Origin of the sequence: Pontibacter beigongshangensis, assembly GCF_014332515.1 — a bacterium.
Taxonomy (GTDB): domain Bacteria; phylum Bacteroidota; class Bacteroidia; order Cytophagales; family Hymenobacteraceae; genus Pontibacter; species Pontibacter beigongshangensis.
In genome coordinates, this window is sequence record NZ_VFSD01000009.1 from 79568 (window position 1) to 97315 (window position 17748).

The following is a 17748-nucleotide window of genomic DNA, read 5'->3' on the forward strand; positions in this document are numbered from 1 at the left end:
CCTATTCATTTAATCGCAATTATTTTTCAGAAGTGTGGGCCATGCTTCCTGAGAATCTTATTTTCCTGAATTTCTGATCGATTTTTATTAACCACATACACTTACGCTTACAACATGGCAGAGTTAGAACATAATTACAACGAAGACAGCATACGCTCTCTGGAACCCCGCGAGCACATCAGGCTGCGCCCTGGTATGTATATCGGGAAGCTGGGAGACGGCTCGTCTGCAGACGATGGTATTTATATTTTGGTGAAAGAGGTGATCGACAACTCCATCGATGAGCATGTGATGGGCTTCGGCAAAACCATCGAGATCAAGATCTCTGACCATAAAGTGCAGGTGCGTGACTATGGCCGCGGTATTCCGCTGGGCAAAGTGATCGATTGCGTGAGCAAGATCAACACCGGCGGTAAATACGATTCCAAGGCCTTTCAGAAATCTGTCGGGCTGAACGGGGTTGGTACCAAGGCCGTGAATGCCCTCTCCAGCTATTTCAGAATACAATCGGTGCGCGACGGCAAAATGAAGGCGGCAGAGTTTGAGCGGGGCGTGCTGACGCAGGACCTGGAGATGCAGGAAACTAGCCAGCGAAACGGCACCCTCACCGTTTTTACCCCGGACGATACCATCTTCAAGAACTTCCAGTTCAACCCCGACTACCTCGAGAACCAGATCTGGAACTACGTGTACCTGAACGCAGGGCTAACCGTTAATTTCAATGGGAAGAAGTTTTACTCAGAGAACGGACTCCTGGACCTCCTCAGCAATAAGGCCGACAAAGAAAGCCTGCGCTATGACATTATTCACCTGAAGGCCCCGGACATAGAGATGGCGCTGACGCATGGCAACGAATACGGAGAGGAGTACTATTCCTTCGTTAACGGGCAGTATACCACCATGGGGGGGACGCACCTTACCGCTTTCCGCACGGCGGTGGTAAAGACCGTGCGCGACTTTTATAAAAAAGATTACGACGCCTCCGATATACGCTCTTCTATTATAGCGGCCATTTCGCTGCGCGTGCAGGAACCGGTGTTTGAGTCGCAAACCAAGACCAAGCTTGGCTCTATCGACATGGGGCCTGATGGGCCAACCGTAAACGCCTTTATCACCGACTTTATAAAAGAGCACCTCGATAATTACCTGCGGAAGAATCCGGCTACGGCAGAGGCCTTAAAGAAACGAATTGAGCAAAGCGAGCGGGAGCGCAAGGACATGGCCGGCGTAAAGAAACTTGCCAACCAGCGCGCCAAGAAAGCCAACCTGCACAACCGCAAACTCCGCGACTGCCGCCTGCACTTCAACGAGGACAAAGGCGAGAAACCGCTGCTTTCCACGCTGTTCATCACGGAGGGCGACTCTGCAAGTGGTTCCATTACCAAATCCCGTAACGTAGACACCGAGGCCGTTTTCAGTTTGCGCGGAAAGCCACTGAACTGCTTTGGCCTGAAGAAGAAGGTGGTGTATGAGAACGAAGAGTTTAACCTGCTGCAGCACGCCCTCAACATTGAAGAAGGGCTGGAGGGGCTGCGCTACAACCGTGTGGTGATCGCCACCGATGCCGACGTGGACGGGATGCACATTCGGTTGCTGCTACTGACCTTTTTCCTGCAGTTTTTCCCGGATCTGGTCCGCAACGGGCACGTGTTTATCCTGGAGACACCGCTTTTCAGGGTCCGCAACAAAAAAGACACGATCTATTGCTACAACGAAACCGAGAAGCAGGAGGCGATACAAAAGCTGGGCAAAAAACCGGAGATCACTCGCTTTAAAGGGCTGGGAGAGATTTCTCCGGACGAGTTTGGCAAGTTTATAGGAGACAACATTAAGCTAAAACCGGTGATTCTGCAGAAAGACAGCACCATTCAGAAAATTCTGAGTTACTACATGGGCAAAAACACCCCGGAGCGCCAGAATTTTATTATTGAACACCTGAGGGTAGAGAAAGACATAGTAGAAGAAGTTTATGCATAACGACGAGTTGAATAACGAAGAAATAGAAAGAGAAGAGGAATTACAGGTAGAGTTTACGGATGGAGAGGAAGAAACCATTCATAACGTAACGCCTGTTTCGGGGCTCTACGAAAACTGGTTTCTCGAGTACGCTTCGTATGTGATCCTGGAGCGTGCCGTGCCCGCCATCGAAGATGGTCTGAAGCCGGTGCAGCGCCGCATCCTGCACGCCATGAAGGAGATGGACGATGGCCGCTTTAACAAAGTAGCTAACGTTATCGGCCAGACCATGCAGTACCACCCGCACGGCGACGCCTCCATTGGCGATGCCATGGTGGGCCTCGGCCAGAAAGACCTGCTCATAGAAACGCAGGGTAACTGGGGCGATGTGCGCACCGGCGACAGCGCAGCTGCCTCCCGCTATATTGAGGCACGCCTGTCTAAGTTCGCCCTCGATGTGGTGTTCAATCCGCAGACCACTACCTGGCAGCTGTCGTACGACGGCCGCAAGAATGAGCCGGTCACACTGCCGGTTAAGTTCCCGCTGCTGCTGGCGCAGGGTGTGGAAGGTATTGCCGTAGGTTTATCTACCAAGGTGATGCCGCACAACTTCAAGGAGCTGATTAAAGGTTCGATTGATGTGCTCAAAGGTCGCAAAACCCAGCTGCTGCCCGACTTCCTCACAGGTGGCCAGGTAGATGTGACGAACTACAACGGTGGCGCCAGAGGCGGAAAAATACGGGTGCGCGCCACGATTGAGAAAGTAGACAAGACCCTGCTCATCATACGCGATGTGCCTTACGGCATTACGACTACTGGCCTGATGGAGTCGATCGTAAAAGCAAGCGAGAACAACAAGATCAAAATAAAAAAGGTGGTCGACAACACGGCCGCCGAAGTAGAGATTCACGTGCAGCTGCCACCCGGCGTGTCTCCGGACCTGACCATAGATGCGCTCTACGCCTTCACCGACTGCGAAGTATCTATTTCGCCGAATACCTGCGTGATTATAGACGATAAGCCACATTTCATGAATGTGGATGACCTCTTGCGCATATCTACCTTTAAAACAGTAGACCTGCTGAAGCGGGAGCTGGAGATCCGCAAGGCTGAACTGGAGGATAAGTGGCACCACTCGTCGCTGGAGAAGATCTTTATCGAGAACCGCATCTACCGCGACATAGAGGAGTGCGAAACCTGGGAGGCAGTGCTGGAGGCCATAGATAAAGGCCTGGATCCGTTTAAACCCCTGCTGCGCCGCGAAGTAAGCCAGGACGACATTATTCGCCTGACAGAGATCAAAATAAAGCGCATCTCTAAATATGATTCCTTTAAAGCAGACGAGTACATCCGCAGGCTGGAAGAGGAGATGGCTGAGGTGGACGACAACCTGGCGAACCTGATCCGGTATGCGATCGCCTACTTTGAAGGCTTGCTGAAGAAGTATGGGCAAGGCAAAGACCGCCGTACGGTGGTGAAAACCTTTGATGTGATCAATGCGCAGAACGTAGCCATTGCCAACCAGAAGCTCTACATGAATGCCAAAGATGGCTTTATCGGCACCAGCCTCCGCAAAGACGATTTTGTGTGCGACTGCTCCGATATGGACGACATCATTGTGTTTCGCAAAGATGGCAAGTTTACAGTAACCAAGGTGGCCGAGAAGGCCTTTGTAGGCAAGGACATTATTCTGGCCGGTGTTTACAATAAGAATGATGAGCACATGGTCTATAACATGATCTATGTGGATGGCAAGTCAGGTGTTTCTTATGCCAAGCGCTTCTCCGTGAAATCAATTACCCGCGACAAGGAATACGACCTGACGAAAGGTGAGAAGAACTCGAAAGTGCATTACCTTACTGCCAATCCGAACTCCGAATCAGAAGTCGTGACGCTGACCCTGGCACCATCGGTAACAGCCCGCAACAAAGTATTCGACTTCGATTTTGCCGAGCTCATGATCAAGGGCAAAGGCTCCAACGGCAACATCGTAACCAAATACCCGGTGAAGAAGGTGGTGCAAAAGAGCCTGGGCGATTCTACCCTGGGCGGACGGGAGATTTTCTATGATGAAGTGATCGGCCGCTTGAACACTGAGGGCAGAGGCCGTTACTTAGGCTCCTTCAACACCGATGACACGATTCTGGTTATATACGAGGATGGCGCTTACGAAATGACCTCTTTTGATCTTGCCAACCACTATGCGGTAGAGAAAATAAAGGTGCTGCAGAAATACGAGCCGGAACTGGTAGTGTCGGCGATTTACTACGAGGGCGAAAACAAAACTTACTATGTCAAGCGCTTTAAGGTAGAAACCTCTACCATCGGCAAGCGGTTCATCTTTATATCCGAGAGCAAAGGCTCTCGTTTAGAAGCTGTCTCTACGCATCCGCAGCCGCTGGCAGAGATCAAATTCAAACGCGACCGCAAGAGCGATAAAGAAGCTGAAAAACTGTTGCTCAGCGAATTTATAGACGTGAAGGGCTGGAAAGCAATGGGTAACAAATTGAATTATTATAAAATAATTGAGATAGACGTACCCAGGCAGGAATACCAGCAGCAGGAAGAGAAAGGGGGCTCCAGGAAGCCAGGGGCATCCAAGCGAGGTGCTGCAGAGGTACCTGCAGAGCTGAAGGAACTGGCTGAAGAAGCCGCCAAAGCAAGTGGAAACCAACCTGTTAGCCTGGAAACCGTACATAATGAGGTAAATGATAAAAGTACAAAAATGACCTTAAAAGAAAAGAAACAGCTCAATTTGTTCTAAATAAAATCACAATGTTGTTTTTGTCTTTTTCATTGCCTATATTAACGAACGGTAATTAGCGTATTATTGACACATGAAAAGATTACTTACAACTATACTGATCATTCTCACACTGGCATGGGCGCTTCCTGGACTTCAGGCAGGCGCCGGTGCGGGTTCTGCTGACCACGAGCAACTGATGCAGCGGGCCGAGTTTCTGCTTAACAACTACAAAGAAACAGAGGCTCTGCGCATTTACGAAGAAGTGCTGGCCATGTCTGCAGATAATTACGAAGCTCTCTGCAAGGCCAGTTTGCTGCACAACCGCATCGGCGACAGGTACAATACAAACGATACCAGGCAGATAGAGCACTTCAACAAAGCCAGAACCTTTGCAGCACGTGCCTACAAGGTCGACCCTGCAGATGCTGAGTCTAATTACCTGATGGCGCTTTCGTTGAGCAACCTGGCCACTGTGCTCGGCCCGAAGCAAAGGCTGGAAATGACAAACCAGGTAAAGGCTTACCTCGATGCCGCGCTGGCCTCTCATGCAGAACATGCAGGTGCCTGGCACCTGATGGGACGGTGGCAGTTTAAAATGGCGAACCTGAACTTTGCTGAAATTGCAGCCTCTAAAGTGTTTTTTGGGGGTGTGGCAGAAAAAGCCACCAATCTGGATGCCATTAAATCACTGCAGAAGGCGATCATGCTCAAACCTCAGAATATCCGCTACTATTACGACCTAGCCACTATTTATCAGGAACTGAAAGATAGGGAGGCCTGTGTATCAGTTTTAAAAGAGGCTCTTACGGTTAACATGGAAACAAAAGAGGAATACGAATTGAGCAGGAGGTGTAAGATTATGCTGGAGGAACAATTCCGGTAACCCTCGCTGCTAAAAACAGAAGGAGCCTGTTTCTATGGCAGAAACAGGCTCCTTCTGTTTTTAGCTTACCGCCGGCATAAGTTGTTTTTTGCAGTAGGTAGCGTCCTGATTACTTTCAAATCGAACTTAAATAACTTTCGCCCCTAAGCCCAACCTGACTTAGGCGAGGAAGGAATAGCTCTTTCTGCCATAGGGAATTTCAAAAAGTTGAGATGTGGTCTATATTTAAGGAAAATATCTATAATTTAGCACGGCAATAACTGTTGCCGCAAATTTTATTTAAGTAAATGAGGGTAGGAGCTATTAGTTGGGCAGTGGGGGCATGGCTGGTTTTTTGCGGCACTTCCTGCAACCAACACGAGAGCCGTAAGGAGCAGATGGTGAACCTGGAGGTCGTGACAGACAATCCGGAGGCGCAACTCACTAACTTGTCTGCCGCCATAGAGCTCTCCACGAATGATGGCAGCCTGTACGCCAGAAGGGCGATTGTGCTGCTCCGCAAAGGGGAGCTGGAAGAAGCGCTGTCTGATGCGGAGATGGCTGTAAAGCTCTCTAAGAATACCCCGGCCTCCTTGTTTGTTAAAGCACAGGTGCTATATGCCTTGGGCAAGCCAGAGGAGGCGCTGCCGCTGGCACTCAGGGCAGAGCGGAATTCTTACCAGAGCGCTTCGTTGTATGTATTGCTAAGCGAACTGTACCTGCAGCGCAGGGATTTAAGACAGGCGCGGGAATATGTAAGAAGGGCCATAGAGCTATCTCCTGCGGATGAGTACGCCTTGTATTATAGCGGCCGGGTGCAGGAAGCGGCAACTGACACAGCGCTGGCCATCAGCAGCTATACCGCAGCATTGGAGCAGGCGCCTGATTTTATGGAGCCGCAACGGGAACTGGCAGGCATTTACATAGCCCGCAAAGACTATGGTACTGCCAGGCAGTTTGTGGAAGCCGCCAGAAAGCTCGCTCCCCAGGATGCGCGGCTATGGTATTACCAGGGGCGCCTGTACCAGGAGCAGCAAAAGCCCGACAGTGCCTTTGCGTATTTTGAGAAGGCGCTTGAGTTGAACGATTCGTTGCCGGGGGCTCATTTCCATTATGGGCTGGAGCGGTATAAAAGAGGAGATAATGAGGGGGCCATTTTTCACCTGGAGCGTGCCTCAGGAGCATACCGGAAAGATCCAAGGCACTTAACTGCCCTTGCCAGTGCCTATGAGCGGGTGGGCCTGTACAGGAATGCACTGGAACAGTACCGGCTACTACTGGCCCTGGACTCCAGGTACTCCTATGCTAACCAGAGCATTAGTCGCCTGAAATTTAAAATAGAGAGAAGAAGAACACCCACAGATACAGCAACTGTAGAAAAGCTTCAGAGATTGGACTTTAATATCAAATAACGATACATGATTAATATTACACTGCCAGATGGATCTGTGCGCCAGTTTGAACAGGGTGTAACGAGCCTGGAGATTGCACAGAGTATCAGCGAAGGGCTAGCCCGAAACGTGCTGGCCGCTAAAGTCAACGACACCGTCTGGGACCTGAACCGCCCCATAACCGAAGATGCCCGCGTGCAGTTGCTTACCTGGAACGATGATCTGGGGAAAAACACCTTCTGGCATTCTTCTGCCCACTTATTGGCAGAGGCGCTGGAAGCACTTTATCCGGGAATTAAGTTCGGAATAGGCCCACCTGTGGAAAACGGATTCTACTACGATGTGGACCTGGGAGAGCAACACTTCTCCCAGGACGACTTTGCCAAAGTTGAGCAGAAAATGCTGGAACTGGCGCGTGGAAAGAGCGAATTTACCCGGCAGGAAGTAACGAAGGCAGAGGCCATCGCTTACTTTGAGCAAAAGGGCGACCAGTACAAACTAGATCTGCTACAAGACCTGGAAGACGGCACCATTACCTTTTATACACAAGGCAGCTTTGTGGACCTGTGCCGTGGACCCCACATCCCGAACACCGGATTCATAAAGGCCGCCAAGCTCATGAACGTGGCAGGCGCTTACTGGCGTGGCGACGAAAAAGGCAAACAACTGACGCGTATTTATGGTGTTACCTTTCCGAAGCAAAAGGAGCTGACAGAGTACCTGGAGCGCCTTGAAGAAGCCAAAAAACGTGACCACCGGAAGCTCGGCAAGGAACTGGAGTTATTTACTTTCTCCGAGAAGGTAGGCATGGGGCTGCCGCTGTGGCTGCCAAAAGGAACCTTGCTGCGGGAGCGCCTGGAGCAGTTCTTGCGTAAGGCCCAGCAGCGGGCAGGATATCAGCCTGTGGTAACGCCGCACATTGGCAGCAAGGAGCTGTATGTTACGTCAGGACACTACGAGAAATACGGAGCAGACTCTTTCCAGCCGATCAGGACACCGAACGAAGGGGAGGAGTTCTTCCTGAAGCCGATGAACTGTCCGCATCACTGCGAGATCTACAAAACACGTCCGCGCTCCTACAAAGAGCTGCCGGTGCGCCTGGCTGAATTCGGAACCGTTTACCGTTACGAGCAAAGCGGTGAGCTGCACGGCCTTACCCGGGTGCGCGGCTTCACCCAGGACGACGCACACATTTTCTGCCGCCCCGATCAGGTAAAGGAAGAGTTCCTGAAAGTAATAGACCTGGTGCTCTATGTGTTTCAGGCACTTGGTTTTGAGAATTTTACTGCCCAGATCTCGCTGCGCGACCCTGCCAACAAGCAAAAATACATTGGAGCCGACGAGGCTTGGGAGAAAGCTGAAAACGCTATCATAGAGGCGGCTGCTGAGAAAGGCCTTACTACTGTAACCGAATTAGGGGAAGCTGCGTTTTACGGACCAAAGCTCGACTTTATGGTGAAGGATGCCTTAGGCCGTAAATGGCAGCTGGGAACTATCCAGGTAGATTATAACTTACCAGAAAGGTTCCAGCTAGAATATATTGGCGCTGATAACCAGAAACATAGACCGGTCATGATTCATCGGGCACCTTTTGGTTCGCTGGAGCGGTTTGTGGCCCTGCTGATCGAGCATTGCGGCGGTAATTTCCCGCTCTGGCTCAGCCCGGAGCAATATGCCATCCTGCCAATATCTGAGAAGTACCAGGAGTTTGCCCAGCAGGTGCAGGAGGCGCTGGAGCAGGAAGACATAAGGGGGTACGTCGATAACCGCGACGAGAAGATAGGCCGGAAAATACGTGATGCGGAAGTGCGCAAAGTGCCGTTTATGCTTATTGTGGGCGAGAAGGAACAGGAAAACCAAGCTGTTTCGGTTCGCAAACATGGCGAAGGCGACCTGGGCAGCATGACGATCGGAGAATTTATTGGAATGTTTAAGGCTAAAATAGCTGAGGCACTGAACAAATAGGGTAAATATTTTTTTTCCTGATATAATATTTACGATATTTGCAGCCTGATTACAAAAACTAAATCATTAAAGGAGGTAATACTATAGCTACTACTAGCAACAATAGGCGCTACATCCCACGCGGAAAGGTAGAAGAGCCGTACAAAGTCAATGATAAAATTACTGCCAGAGAGGTAAGGCTTGTTGGAGACAATGTAGAGCAGGGCGTTTACCCACTGCGTGTGGCCCAGCAAATGGCTAATGAGCAGAATCTGGATTTGGTGGAAATATCGCCAACGGCCACCCCACCGGTATGCCGTATAATCGACTACTCGAAATTTAAGTACGAGCAGAAGAAGAAAACGCGCGAGATGAAAGCAAAAGCGCAAAAAGTGGTGATCAAGGAGATTCGGTTTGGCCCGAACACGGATGAGCACGACTTTGAGTTTAAGCTGAAGCACGCCAAAGCCTTTCTCGAGAGTGGTTATAAGATAAAGTCGTATGTCCACTTTGTGGGCAGAACGATCGTGTTCAAGGAAAGAGGAGAAATTCTGCTTCTTAAGTTTGCTCAGGCCCTCGAAGACCTTGCAAAGGTTGAGCAGTTGCCAAAGCTCGAAGGAAAGCGTATGTTCCTCATCCTAGCTCCGAAAGTGGCGGCCCCCAAAAAATAATTCATTTCAATTAATTATATACACATGCCAAAAGTTAAAACAAAATCTGGTGCAAAGAAGCGTTTCTCTTTGACAGGTACTGGCAAAATTAAGCGTAAGCACGCTTACAAGAGCCACATCCTGACCAAGAAAACGACTAAGCAGAAGCGTAATTTAACTCATACCGGCCTTGTTAGCAGCGCTGACATGGACAGAGTTAAACTAATGCTTAAAATCTAATTCCCAGAATTAGGAGGTTAATTAAACAGTACGAACCCAGTGCCTGGTTTTTTGAAGATTACACCATAATCACCAGTCGCTAAAACTTTACAGAAATGCCAAGATCGGTAAATGTCGTTGCCGCACGACACAGAAGAAAAAAAATGATGAAACTGGCCAAAGGTTACTTTGGCCGTCGTAAAAACGTTTGGACAGTTGCGAAAAACGCAATTGAAAAAGGTTTAATTTACGCTTACCGCGACAGAAAAGCGAAGAAGAGAGACTTCAGAGCCCTTTGGATCCAGCGTATCAACGCAGGTGCACGGGAGCACGGTTTATCTTACTCAGCCCTGATGGGCGCCCTGAAAAAGGCAAATATAGACCTGAACCGCAAAGTACTTGCTGACCTGGCCATGAACCATCCGGAGGCTTTCAAGAGCATCGTTGAGAAAGTTAAGTAGTTTACGGACTTTACATAAACACAAAAAGCCTGGCGCAAGCCAGGCTTTTTGTGTTTATAGGGCGTTGCCATGTTGCATCGCGCACATGTTCTTAGCTTCAGCCCAGGTTCTATAGCCTAGCGACAATAGTGCCCAATTCAGGGTTGCCTGCCAGGTACCGGACCAGATTATTCAAATCAAAATGCCCCTCCGGAGCTCATTCCTGCTGTTGCCGCTAATGCCGACACAGAACCCTGTCAGGTCTGGGCAGTAGTTGCCGGCAAGTTTTAACTCTGCCCGGCATAGTTACCTGCAGGAAAAAAGCTTTGATAGTCTGTAGCCTGATAAAATTCTGAAGGGGATTCGTTTAAATGCCTGCGACAAAAGATCAGGAGGTGAAACTGCCGTGGAAGAGCGGTATCTGAGCTAGGCTTAAGTAATGCCATGCCGGCGTAGTTCGGATCCGCCGGAGCACAAAAAGCTTCCGGAGGCCTGCTTTTATTTAAATAATTCTAAAACCGCACCTTCCCTCACCCTTCATCATCCGTATCACGAAAATCCGATAGCCTGAAAATACGGTAGGAAGCTTCGGATATTAGAGGCTGGATCTTGCTAAAAAGCCAGCTACGTTTTCTGCCTGATTAATATTAGCTTCAAGGCATTGGTTATTATTCCTGTGACGGGGTTTTGGTCAGCATGAAAGGCTGTAATCCTGCCTCCAGTTCCTGCAAATGTGTCTTCAGCAGATGGATACTGTCTGAAATAGTTGAAATGTCTTTGGAGAGGATGGCTTTTTCTATCTGATCTGTCATTGACTTTACGCCACTGACAGATGTTTTCAGATCAGAAGCAAGGTCAAACGGACGCAAATGGCTAAGCGCACAGATGGCCTTCTGAAGCGCTGACTTTTCCTGCTCCAACTGATCTTTTCTTAATCTGAGTTCCAGGTGGGCAGTAACCTGCTCCGAGAGGGAAGCTAAGGCAAAACGCTGCTTTTCAGAGAGTTCACGCGGTTGTGTGTCTATTACACACAATGTCCCCAGCTTATGCCCATCTTTGTTTACCAGAGGAGAACCGGCATAAAACCTGATTTTAGGCTCGCCTACCACATATGGGTTCTGGAAGAAGCGGATATCAGACAGCGCATCCGGCACCTCCAGAACATCGTCCTGTTCAATGGCATACTGGCAGAAAGACACCGACTGGGGAGTTTCCTTAACATCCAGCCCTATTCCTGCTTTAAACCATTGGCGGTCAGTTGTTAGCAGGCTAATGAGAGATATAGGCGTTTCGCAGATGGTAGAGGCGAGGGCTACCAATATATTAAATTCCTGTTCAGCGGCTGTGTAGTATTTGTCATACGTATGAAGCGCCTGAAGCCGGTGCTCTTCATATACTTCTATTAGCGATGAAGAAGAGGGAATACTCGGGTTCAGGCTTATCATGTTCTTACAATTACATAGGATTATGGGTAATATAATAAAAAAAATCGGTTTCGGATAAAATCAAAAAAGAATAATTCCCTAAAATTGGTGAATGGCCGGTAAAGGAATGTTTAAGGATAATCTCAAATTCAGAGCCTCAGCCAAAGGCAAATGGTAATGCCAGGGCGCACTAGAACGGACAAGCATTATCGTTGGACAAAGCGGGCCAAGTTATTTAGATGCGAGCACGCCAGCCCGGAAGGCCCAGCTAATCAGCTCCATGGAGTTATTCATATTCATTTTGCGGAGCATATTGCGGCGATGTGTCTGGACGGTTAATTGCGTAATCTGCAACTCTTCGCTCATCATTTTACTGCTGTACCCTTTCGCAATGAGTCGCAGTATTTCCTGCTCGCGCTTGCTCAGCATTAGGTTTACTTTTTGCATAGTTAGTTAATAATGGTGCGGTATATAATCATTTGCATATTATTTTGTAAATATCTGATTATTCGATCTGAATAACAATACCTGAATATAGGTATTTGCAAAGAAAAATTAAGTTTTTTTCAAGTAATCGGAGGTGTTTACTGCGCTAATTAATTTAAATACTGGTGATTAACCTGATGCAGAAAGCCGGAAATTGACAAGGGGGTTAGGTTATGGCGAGGTGCAGAAAGAAAAAAAGGAGAGATTCCTTTTTCAAGGGAACTTCTCCTTAATTCTGAAAATATAATTTTCAACTTTTAGCCATTTGTATTTACGGGAGAGTTGATTTGAAGGTTGTTATTTTATCTAAAATATTAAAAAAAATTAAAAGCAGCCTCCTCTAGTCTGCAATTTTGGAACAGTGTGCTGCCTTAAAGTATCCCGGCACCATTATCTGGATGTACAGGCTCCAGGCACAAACTGGCAAAAACTACTAAGATGGCCTCCACCTAAGCAATAACTATGATGTGAGCTGGGAGCAGAAACAAAAAGACAAGTGCTGAGTAAAACGGTGTATGAATAAAAACTTAATCTGCAGACACTTTACTCTTTGCCTCCTGTTGGTTTTATGTGCTTCGGTTGCTATACAGGCGCAGCAGGGTACGGCCAGCTATAACGCAACCTTGGAGGGCTATGCGTACCCTTTTCCGGTTAAGAGGTTTGGGCTGGAACTGGAAGGTGGGCATTACAGCATGGCCTATATGGATGTAGCCCCAGCCAAAGCGGACTCCTCAGCTCATACGGTAGTGCTCTTTCATGGTAAAAACTTTATGGGGGCCTACTGGGAGCGAACAATCCGGTTCCTGTCGCAAAATGGTTACCGGGTGGTGGTGCCTGACCAGGTAGGATTCGGGAAATCAGACAAGCCATCTATACAGTACACCTTTCACCAGCTGGCGCAGAACACCAGGCAATTGCTCCAGGCAATCGGTGTGCATAAGGCTGTGGTGGTGGGGCACTCCATGGGAGGGATGCTAGCGGCCCGGTTTGCGCTCATGTACCCGGATTTTACGGCCAGGCTGGTACTCGAAAACCCGATCGGGCTGGAAGATTACAGGCCGTTTGTGCCGTTTAGAACGATGCAGGCGTTGTACCAGGAAGAGTTGCAACGCAGTGCCGAATCGATCAGGAAGTACCATGGCACCTACTACACATCCTGGCAGCCGGCTTACGAGGAGTGGGTGCGAATACCCGCAGCCCAGTTGGGCGGTGCCGATTACCCGAAAGTAGCCAAAGCGGCGGCCCTCACTTATAGTATGATTTATCAGCAGCCGGTTATTTACGAATTTGCTCAGATAAAAGTGCCCACCCTGCTGGTAATAGGGCAGGAAGACAGAACAATTGTAGGAAAAGGCTATATACAGGACCAGCAGACACTTAAGGCCCACGGACAGTACCCCGCCTTAGGAAAACAGGCGGCAGCCGCCATCCCTGGTGCTGAATTGGTGGAGTTTAAAAATGTGGGCCACATTCCTCACCTCGAAGCGCCCCAAAAATTTCATAAAGCGCTGTTGGAGTTCCTGGGCAGGTAACTAACAGGATGCAACCTATCTTTCCGGAAAACGAATCAGCATAGGCACTGCGAAGCAGAGAAGCAGCAGCAAGTCTGGAGGGCACGATTTGTTAGCATAATTCAGCCTGGCGGGTTTGCCCAACCCACCGGGACTGGCTATAGCTGCCCAAAAGACTATAAATTGCAGATGCAGGAACAAGTAACATAAGCGGGAAACAACAACAGGTCAGGCAGGCTTTAAGAAGAGGGTTGCTGCTGCCGGCCCACAATACATTGCAGAGGTGCAGTAGCTTAATGGTGATGATGGTGGTGGCCGTGCTCATTGGGTTTGCTCCGGTAGTTGGCAACGGTGCCAGCACTGAAAAACACAAACCAGCAAATGTATAGATACCCGAAACTCTCCACCTGCTTGTTGATTATGGCTAAGATCAGATGTGCCACGATAGTCATGACCAGACCGGTGGCAGCCACAAACTGGTAAGAGTTCATCTCTCTGGGATCGTAAATTTTTGAAAAATTCATGCAGGAATATTTTTATGTATATATGTATACCGGTAACAGAAAATAAGTACAAGTGGTGCCAATGGCAGGCAAATATAACGGTTTAGATCAGGGCTGCGTGCTGCGGACAGCCATTTTAAGTTTCCGGCTCAAGGCAGCAGGCTTCAGCAAAAAGGCAGATGGAGGCGGTCTGTGCCAGGCAGATGCGCAGGCGTGCAGGAACATGTGGTACAAGCGATCGTATACACTACCGTAACAAAAGCAATCTACCTATGGCAATAAGAGACGAAGATAAAAAAAGTACGCCCGGAAAACCAAAGAACGTGCACGATGACTTTAACGAGCGCGTCACCGTCGGCAATAGACCAGACCCCTCTGCCAAGCGAAATGTAGGCCGGGGAGGCGACCTGGAGCGGGCCGACCAGAAAGACAAACTCGAGAACATGCATATTGGCGGGAGTGAGGCCACCGGTTATGGTGCCAATGACCCTGACAGCAAAGAGTCGTATGTGCAGGGGCCTGGCTTCGAGTATGAAGGCAGCGACACCGCCATGGACGACAGCGTGAACGGAATAAGAAGCTCCGATCAGCCCCTTGACAGCAAAAAGCAGGAAAAGGACCAGGAGGGGGATGCCAGCAGAATTTAATTCTTTCCAGCCGATACTACAACACAGGCGGCGCTTCGATTTCCGGAGCGCCGCCTGTGCTGTTTCATCAAAATAAGGAAGATTTCCTGCACAAGGAGCAGCAGCAGCAGCAGAGCTCTCCGAAGGGCTAAATTCATTAGAATAATCTGCATGCTCTTTTACTAAGCCACCCTCCTCAACTGCCCCAAAGCTGGTAATGCTGGTCCCTCTTCTGAAATACCGCTGCATTGCGTAACTTTGTGCTACTTGCTAAACAGATTGACATGCCAGACTATAGCCTTTACATCCGAAATATGGTGTGCCCCCGGTGCATCAAAGTAATAACCGAAGAACTGCAACAGCTGGGCCAGCCGGTGCTGGAAGTGAGGTTAGGAGAAGCTAAGCTGGCAGCCGCCCCTACAGAAGAAGCGATGCAAAACATTCGACAGGCATTTCTGGACAATGGTTTTGAACTCCTGGAAGACAAGAAAGCAGAAACGGTGGAGGCTATAAAACTGGCCATTATAGACCTGGTGCAATCTGGCCGTATCGAGGAACTTAATACCAACATCTCGCAGTATCTGGAGGAGGAGGTAGGAAGAGACTATAACTACCTAAGCAGCCTGTTCTCAGCGGAAGAGCAGATTACGATTGCCCGATACGTGGTGCTCCAGAAGGTGGAGCGGGCAAAGGAGTTGCTGGCCTATAACGAGTTAAGCCTTAGCCAGATAGCCTTTCAGCTGGGGTATAGCAGCGTGGCCCATCTTTCTAACCAGTTTAAGCAGGTAACGGGTCTAACTCCCACCGATTTTAAGAAGAATTCCTCCCCTTCGCGCAAGCCACTGGACCAGGTCAAGTAAAGCCCTCCGGAGCCGGCACCCCAAAACCGACGGCATCGTAAGCACGCTAATAGGAATTTCTAGGCTGTGGGCTGATAAACGAGCGGCCCACCAGGTTGCCAACATTGTTCCTCTGAGGTGCGGGGCATGGCTGCAAATAACCCCAATGGTCTCTGGAGGTCCTTTTGCATTCCAATAATTTTTAATTGCCGCAAAGAACTTTTCTTTTTCGGGCAGGTTTTTTTTCCTTTTGCTTATGAGAGTTTTTGTAACGGGGGCTACCGGGTATGTGGGCGAACAGTTGGCGCTGGCGCTCGTGCATCGCGGATATGAGGTGGTGGCACTGGTCAGGTCGCCGGAAAAGGCTGCGGCCTTATCTGCGGCAGGCGTTACCCTCGTACTGGGCGACCTGGAAAACGTAGAAGCCATAGAAAAAGGAATGCAGCACTGCCAGGCCGTGTTTCACCTGGCGGCCTATGCCCGGCTCTGGCCCGAAGAAGAAACCATCTTCAGGAAAATAAATGTGGAGGGCACCCGTACTATAGCAGAGGCAGCGATAAAGACCAAGGTGCGTAAGCTCGTGTTTACGTCAACAGCCAGTGTGTATGGCCCGTCGCCAGCTGAGGGTGTGCCTGTTACTGAGGCCATGGGCAGAATCGTGCGCTACACCAATGCCTACGAAGCAACCAAAGCGGAGGCAGAAGCCCTGGTAAAAGCCTATGCCGGAAACGGCCTTGAGGTGGTGGTACTAAACCCTACGAGGGTGTTTGGCCCGGGCAGGGAAAGTGAAAGCAATGCGGTAAACAGGCTAATAAGTTTGTATCTGCAGGGGAAATGGCGATTTTTGCCAGGCGATGGCAGGAGCCTTGGCAACTACTGTTTTATGCAGGACATAGTGGAGGCCCACATAAATGCCCTTACGCTAGGCCGGAATGGCGAAAGCTATTTGCTTGGAGGGGAGGATGTATCCTACATAACTTTCTTCGAGACACTGGCCCGGGTCAGCCAACGATCTTATAGGCTCTATAAGATACCGGCAGGCTTGCTGCAGCTGCTGAGCCAGCTGCTGGTAGTCGGGGCCAGGATTACCCATTCAAAGCCTTTGCTCACTCCAAAGTGGCTGAAGAAGTATTTGTACAACTGGAGCGTATCAAGTCGGAAAGCCATTCAGGATCTAAACTACACCATTACCCCGCTGCCTGAGGGACTAAAAAAGACCATTGAATTTATTTCGGAATGATCGACGAAAAGAGATACACGTTAATAACTGGAGCCAGTGCAGGAATAGGGAAAGCGATAGCCCGGGAATGTGCCAAAAGAGGTCATAATCTTATACTCGTATCGCTTCCGGCCACCGGGCAGCAGGAGGTTGGAGCGCAGCTAAATCGGCAGTATAACATAGATGTGAAGACGGTGGAGCTAAACCTTGTACTTCCGCATGCGGTGCACGAGCTGTTTGACTGGTGCTGCCGGCAAAACCTTAAAATCGATGTGCTGATCAATAACGCGGGCATAGGCAATTACAGCGCCTTCGCCACTACAGATGCAGCCGATTACCTGAACATTATCCGTTTAAACTCCGAGGTGGTGGTTCTTGTCACAAACCTTTTCCTGCCGAAGCTCCGGGAGCACGCGGAGTCCTACATCATGAATGTGGGCAGCTTTGTTTCGTTTTTGCCTATACCCTACAAAAGCGTATATTCTGCCACCAAAAGCTTCGTCCTAACATTTTCAAAGGCGCTTCACAGTGAGCTGGACCAGTATGGGGTGCACGTAAGTTGCCTGTGCCCTGGCCCCACCAGTACCGAAACGGTCAAAAAGCGCAACCGCCTGTTGCTGCGCCAGAATTCTGATATGCTGACCCTGTCGCCGGAAGAGGTTGCCAAAACAGCCATCGACGGACTGTTTAACCGAAAAAGAGTGATCATCCCGGGCTGGAAAAACAAATTCATTCTTGCCATCGTCCCGCTTATTCCTTTCCGCCTGAGAAGTCATATTCTAAAGGCGATTTTTAAGAATGGCTTCGAAAAAGAAGAAGAAGCGCCGGCCAACACCAGAGCAGAAGAGAGAGCCTCGCCCTAAAGGTTACGAAGTACATCCAAGTAACTGTTGCAGGATCAGTTTGAGAAGAGACAGAAGTCTGTTTGTCGG

General features: G+C 49.4%; 16 protein-coding genes. 13 read left to right on the plus strand and 3 right to left on the minus strand.

Annotated elements, in window-relative coordinates:
* Positions 1-114 precede the first annotated feature (114 nt).
* The 8 genes from FJM74_RS09380 to rplT all read left to right on the plus strand — a co-directional run bounded on the left by FJM74_RS09380 (position 115) and on the right by rplT (position 10229).
* Positions 115-1977 (plus strand): DNA topoisomerase IV subunit B, encoded by a 1863-nt coding sequence (locus FJM74_RS09380; protein ID WP_187262340.1) that lies wholly within the window; start codon positions 115-117, stop codon positions 1975-1977.
* Complete coding sequence (locus FJM74_RS09385) at positions 1970-4720, plus strand: DNA gyrase/topoisomerase IV subunit A (RefSeq protein ID WP_187262341.1); 2751 nt, start codon at positions 1970-1972, stop codon at positions 4718-4720. Before FJM74_RS09380 ends, FJM74_RS09385 begins: the two co-directional genes overlap by 8 nt.
* Positions 4721-4793: 73 nt before the next feature.
* The gene (locus FJM74_RS09390; RefSeq protein WP_241739034.1) at positions 4794-5585 is read left to right on the plus strand and encodes a tetratricopeptide repeat protein; all 792 of its coding nucleotides are present in this window, start codon (positions 4794-4796) and stop codon (positions 5583-5585) included.
* Positions 5586-5872: 287 nt separating this feature from the next.
* Positions 5873-6976 (plus strand): tetratricopeptide repeat protein, encoded by a 1104-nt coding sequence (locus FJM74_RS09395; protein WP_187262342.1) that lies wholly within the window; start codon positions 5873-5875, stop codon positions 6974-6976.
* A gap of 6 nt (positions 6977-6982) precedes the next feature.
* A complete protein-coding gene (gene thrS / locus FJM74_RS09400) occupies positions 6983-8920 on the plus strand; it encodes a threonine--tRNA ligase (protein WP_187262343.1) in 1938 nt (645 codons plus the stop codon).
* A gap of 113 nt (positions 8921-9033) precedes the next feature.
* On the plus strand, positions 9034-9570 hold the full coding sequence (gene infC / locus FJM74_RS09405; protein WP_187262407.1) for a translation initiation factor IF-3: 537 nt from the start codon (positions 9034-9036) through the stop codon (positions 9568-9570).
* A gap of 24 nt (positions 9571-9594) precedes the next feature.
* Positions 9595-9789 carry a 50S ribosomal protein L35 gene (rpmI, locus tag FJM74_RS09410; protein WP_187262344.1) on the plus strand — a complete coding sequence of 65 codons (195 nt, stop codon included), beginning with the start codon at positions 9595-9597 and terminating at the stop codon, positions 9787-9789.
* A gap of 95 nt (positions 9790-9884) precedes the next feature.
* A complete protein-coding gene (gene rplT / locus FJM74_RS09415; RefSeq protein ID WP_187262345.1) occupies positions 9885-10229 on the plus strand; it encodes a 50S ribosomal protein L20 in 345 nt (114 codons plus the stop codon).
* A 647-nt stretch (positions 10230-10876) separates the two neighbouring features.
* Here rplT and FJM74_RS09420 read toward each other — a convergent pair.
* Positions 10877-11653 carry a GAF domain-containing protein gene (locus FJM74_RS09420; RefSeq protein WP_187262346.1) on the minus strand — a complete coding sequence of 259 codons (777 nt, stop codon included), beginning with the start codon at positions 11651-11653 and terminating at the stop codon, positions 10877-10879.
* Between the two features lie 210 nt (positions 11654-11863).
* Positions 11864-12079, minus strand: coding sequence for a response regulator transcription factor (locus FJM74_RS09425; RefSeq protein WP_187262347.1), 216 nt, complete (start codon positions 12077-12079; stop codon positions 11864-11866).
* 554 nt (positions 12080-12633) lie between these two features.
* On the opposite strand from FJM74_RS09425, the gene FJM74_RS09430 reads away from it, so the two are divergent.
* Entirely contained in the window at positions 12634-13650 is a 1017-nt protein-coding gene (locus FJM74_RS09430; RefSeq protein ID WP_187262348.1) for an alpha/beta fold hydrolase, read from the plus strand.
* A 272-nt stretch (positions 13651-13922) separates the two neighbouring features.
* On the opposite strand, the gene FJM74_RS09435 is transcribed toward FJM74_RS09430, so the two are convergent.
* Positions 13923-14153: a hypothetical protein gene (locus FJM74_RS09435; protein WP_187262349.1), complete on the minus strand. Its 231-nt coding sequence runs from the start codon at positions 14151-14153 to the stop codon at positions 13923-13925.
* A gap of 251 nt (positions 14154-14404) precedes the next feature.
* Here FJM74_RS09435 and FJM74_RS09440 point away from each other — a divergent pair, with 251 nt between their 5' ends.
* The 4 genes from FJM74_RS09440 to FJM74_RS09455 all read left to right on the plus strand — a co-directional run bounded on the left by FJM74_RS09440 (position 14405) and on the right by FJM74_RS09455 (position 17679).
* Positions 14405-14779 carry a hypothetical protein gene (locus FJM74_RS09440; protein WP_187262350.1) on the plus strand — a complete coding sequence of 125 codons (375 nt, stop codon included), beginning with the start codon at positions 14405-14407 and terminating at the stop codon, positions 14777-14779.
* A 263-nt stretch (positions 14780-15042) separates the two neighbouring features.
* Complete coding sequence (locus FJM74_RS09445; protein WP_187262351.1) at positions 15043-15618, plus strand: helix-turn-helix domain-containing protein; 576 nt, start codon at positions 15043-15045, stop codon at positions 15616-15618.
* A gap of 235 nt (positions 15619-15853) precedes the next feature.
* A complete protein-coding gene (locus FJM74_RS09450; protein WP_187262352.1) occupies positions 15854-16837 on the plus strand; it encodes an NAD-dependent epimerase/dehydratase family protein in 984 nt (327 codons plus the stop codon).
* Positions 16834-17679 carry an SDR family NAD(P)-dependent oxidoreductase gene (locus tag FJM74_RS09455; RefSeq protein ID WP_187262353.1) on the plus strand — a complete coding sequence of 282 codons (846 nt, stop codon included), beginning with the start codon at positions 16834-16836 and terminating at the stop codon, positions 17677-17679. The genes FJM74_RS09450 and FJM74_RS09455 overlap by 4 nt, the downstream gene beginning before the upstream one ends.
* Positions 17680-17748: the final 69 nt, after the last annotated feature.

Bases quoted from the DNA above. Each gene is read 5' to 3' on its own strand.
- FJM74_RS09380 (WP_187262340.1), top strand. From the start codon at position 115: ATGGCAGAGTTAGAACATAATTACAACGAAGACAGCATACGCTCTCTG.
- FJM74_RS09385 (WP_187262341.1), top strand. From the start codon at position 1,970: ATGCATAACGACGAGTTGAATAACGAAGAAATAGAAAGAGAAGAGGAA.
- FJM74_RS09390 (WP_241739034.1), top strand. From the start codon at position 4,794: ATGAAAAGATTACTTACAACTATACTGATCATTCTCACACTGGCATGG.
- FJM74_RS09395 (WP_187262342.1), top strand. From the start codon at position 5,873: ATGAGGGTAGGAGCTATTAGTTGGGCAGTGGGGGCATGGCTGGTTTTT.
- thrS (WP_187262343.1), top strand. From the start codon at position 6,983: ATGATTAATATTACACTGCCAGATGGATCTGTGCGCCAGTTTGAACAG.
- rpmI (WP_187262344.1), top strand. From the start codon at position 9,595: ATGCCAAAAGTTAAAACAAAATCTGGTGCAAAGAAGCGTTTCTCTTTG.
- rplT (WP_187262345.1), top strand. From the start codon at position 9,885: ATGCCAAGATCGGTAAATGTCGTTGCCGCACGACACAGAAGAAAAAAA.
- FJM74_RS09420 (WP_187262346.1), bottom strand. From the start codon at position 11,653: ATGATAAGCCTGAACCCGAGTATTCCCTCTTCTTCATCGCTAATAGAA.
- FJM74_RS09425 (WP_187262347.1), bottom strand. From the start codon at position 12,079: ATGCAAAAAGTAAACCTAATGCTGAGCAAGCGCGAGCAGGAAATACTG.
- FJM74_RS09430 (WP_187262348.1), top strand. From the start codon at position 12,634: ATGAATAAAAACTTAATCTGCAGACACTTTACTCTTTGCCTCCTGTTG.
- FJM74_RS09435 (WP_187262349.1), bottom strand. From the start codon at position 14,153: ATGAATTTTTCAAAAATTTACGATCCCAGAGAGATGAACTCTTACCAG.
- FJM74_RS09440 (WP_187262350.1), top strand. From the start codon at position 14,405: ATGGCAATAAGAGACGAAGATAAAAAAAGTACGCCCGGAAAACCAAAG.
- FJM74_RS09445 (WP_187262351.1), top strand. From the start codon at position 15,043: ATGCCAGACTATAGCCTTTACATCCGAAATATGGTGTGCCCCCGGTGC.
- FJM74_RS09450 (WP_187262352.1), top strand. From the start codon at position 15,854: ATGAGAGTTTTTGTAACGGGGGCTACCGGGTATGTGGGCGAACAGTTG.
- FJM74_RS09455 (WP_187262353.1), top strand. From the start codon at position 16,834: ATGATCGACGAAAAGAGATACACGTTAATAACTGGAGCCAGTGCAGGA.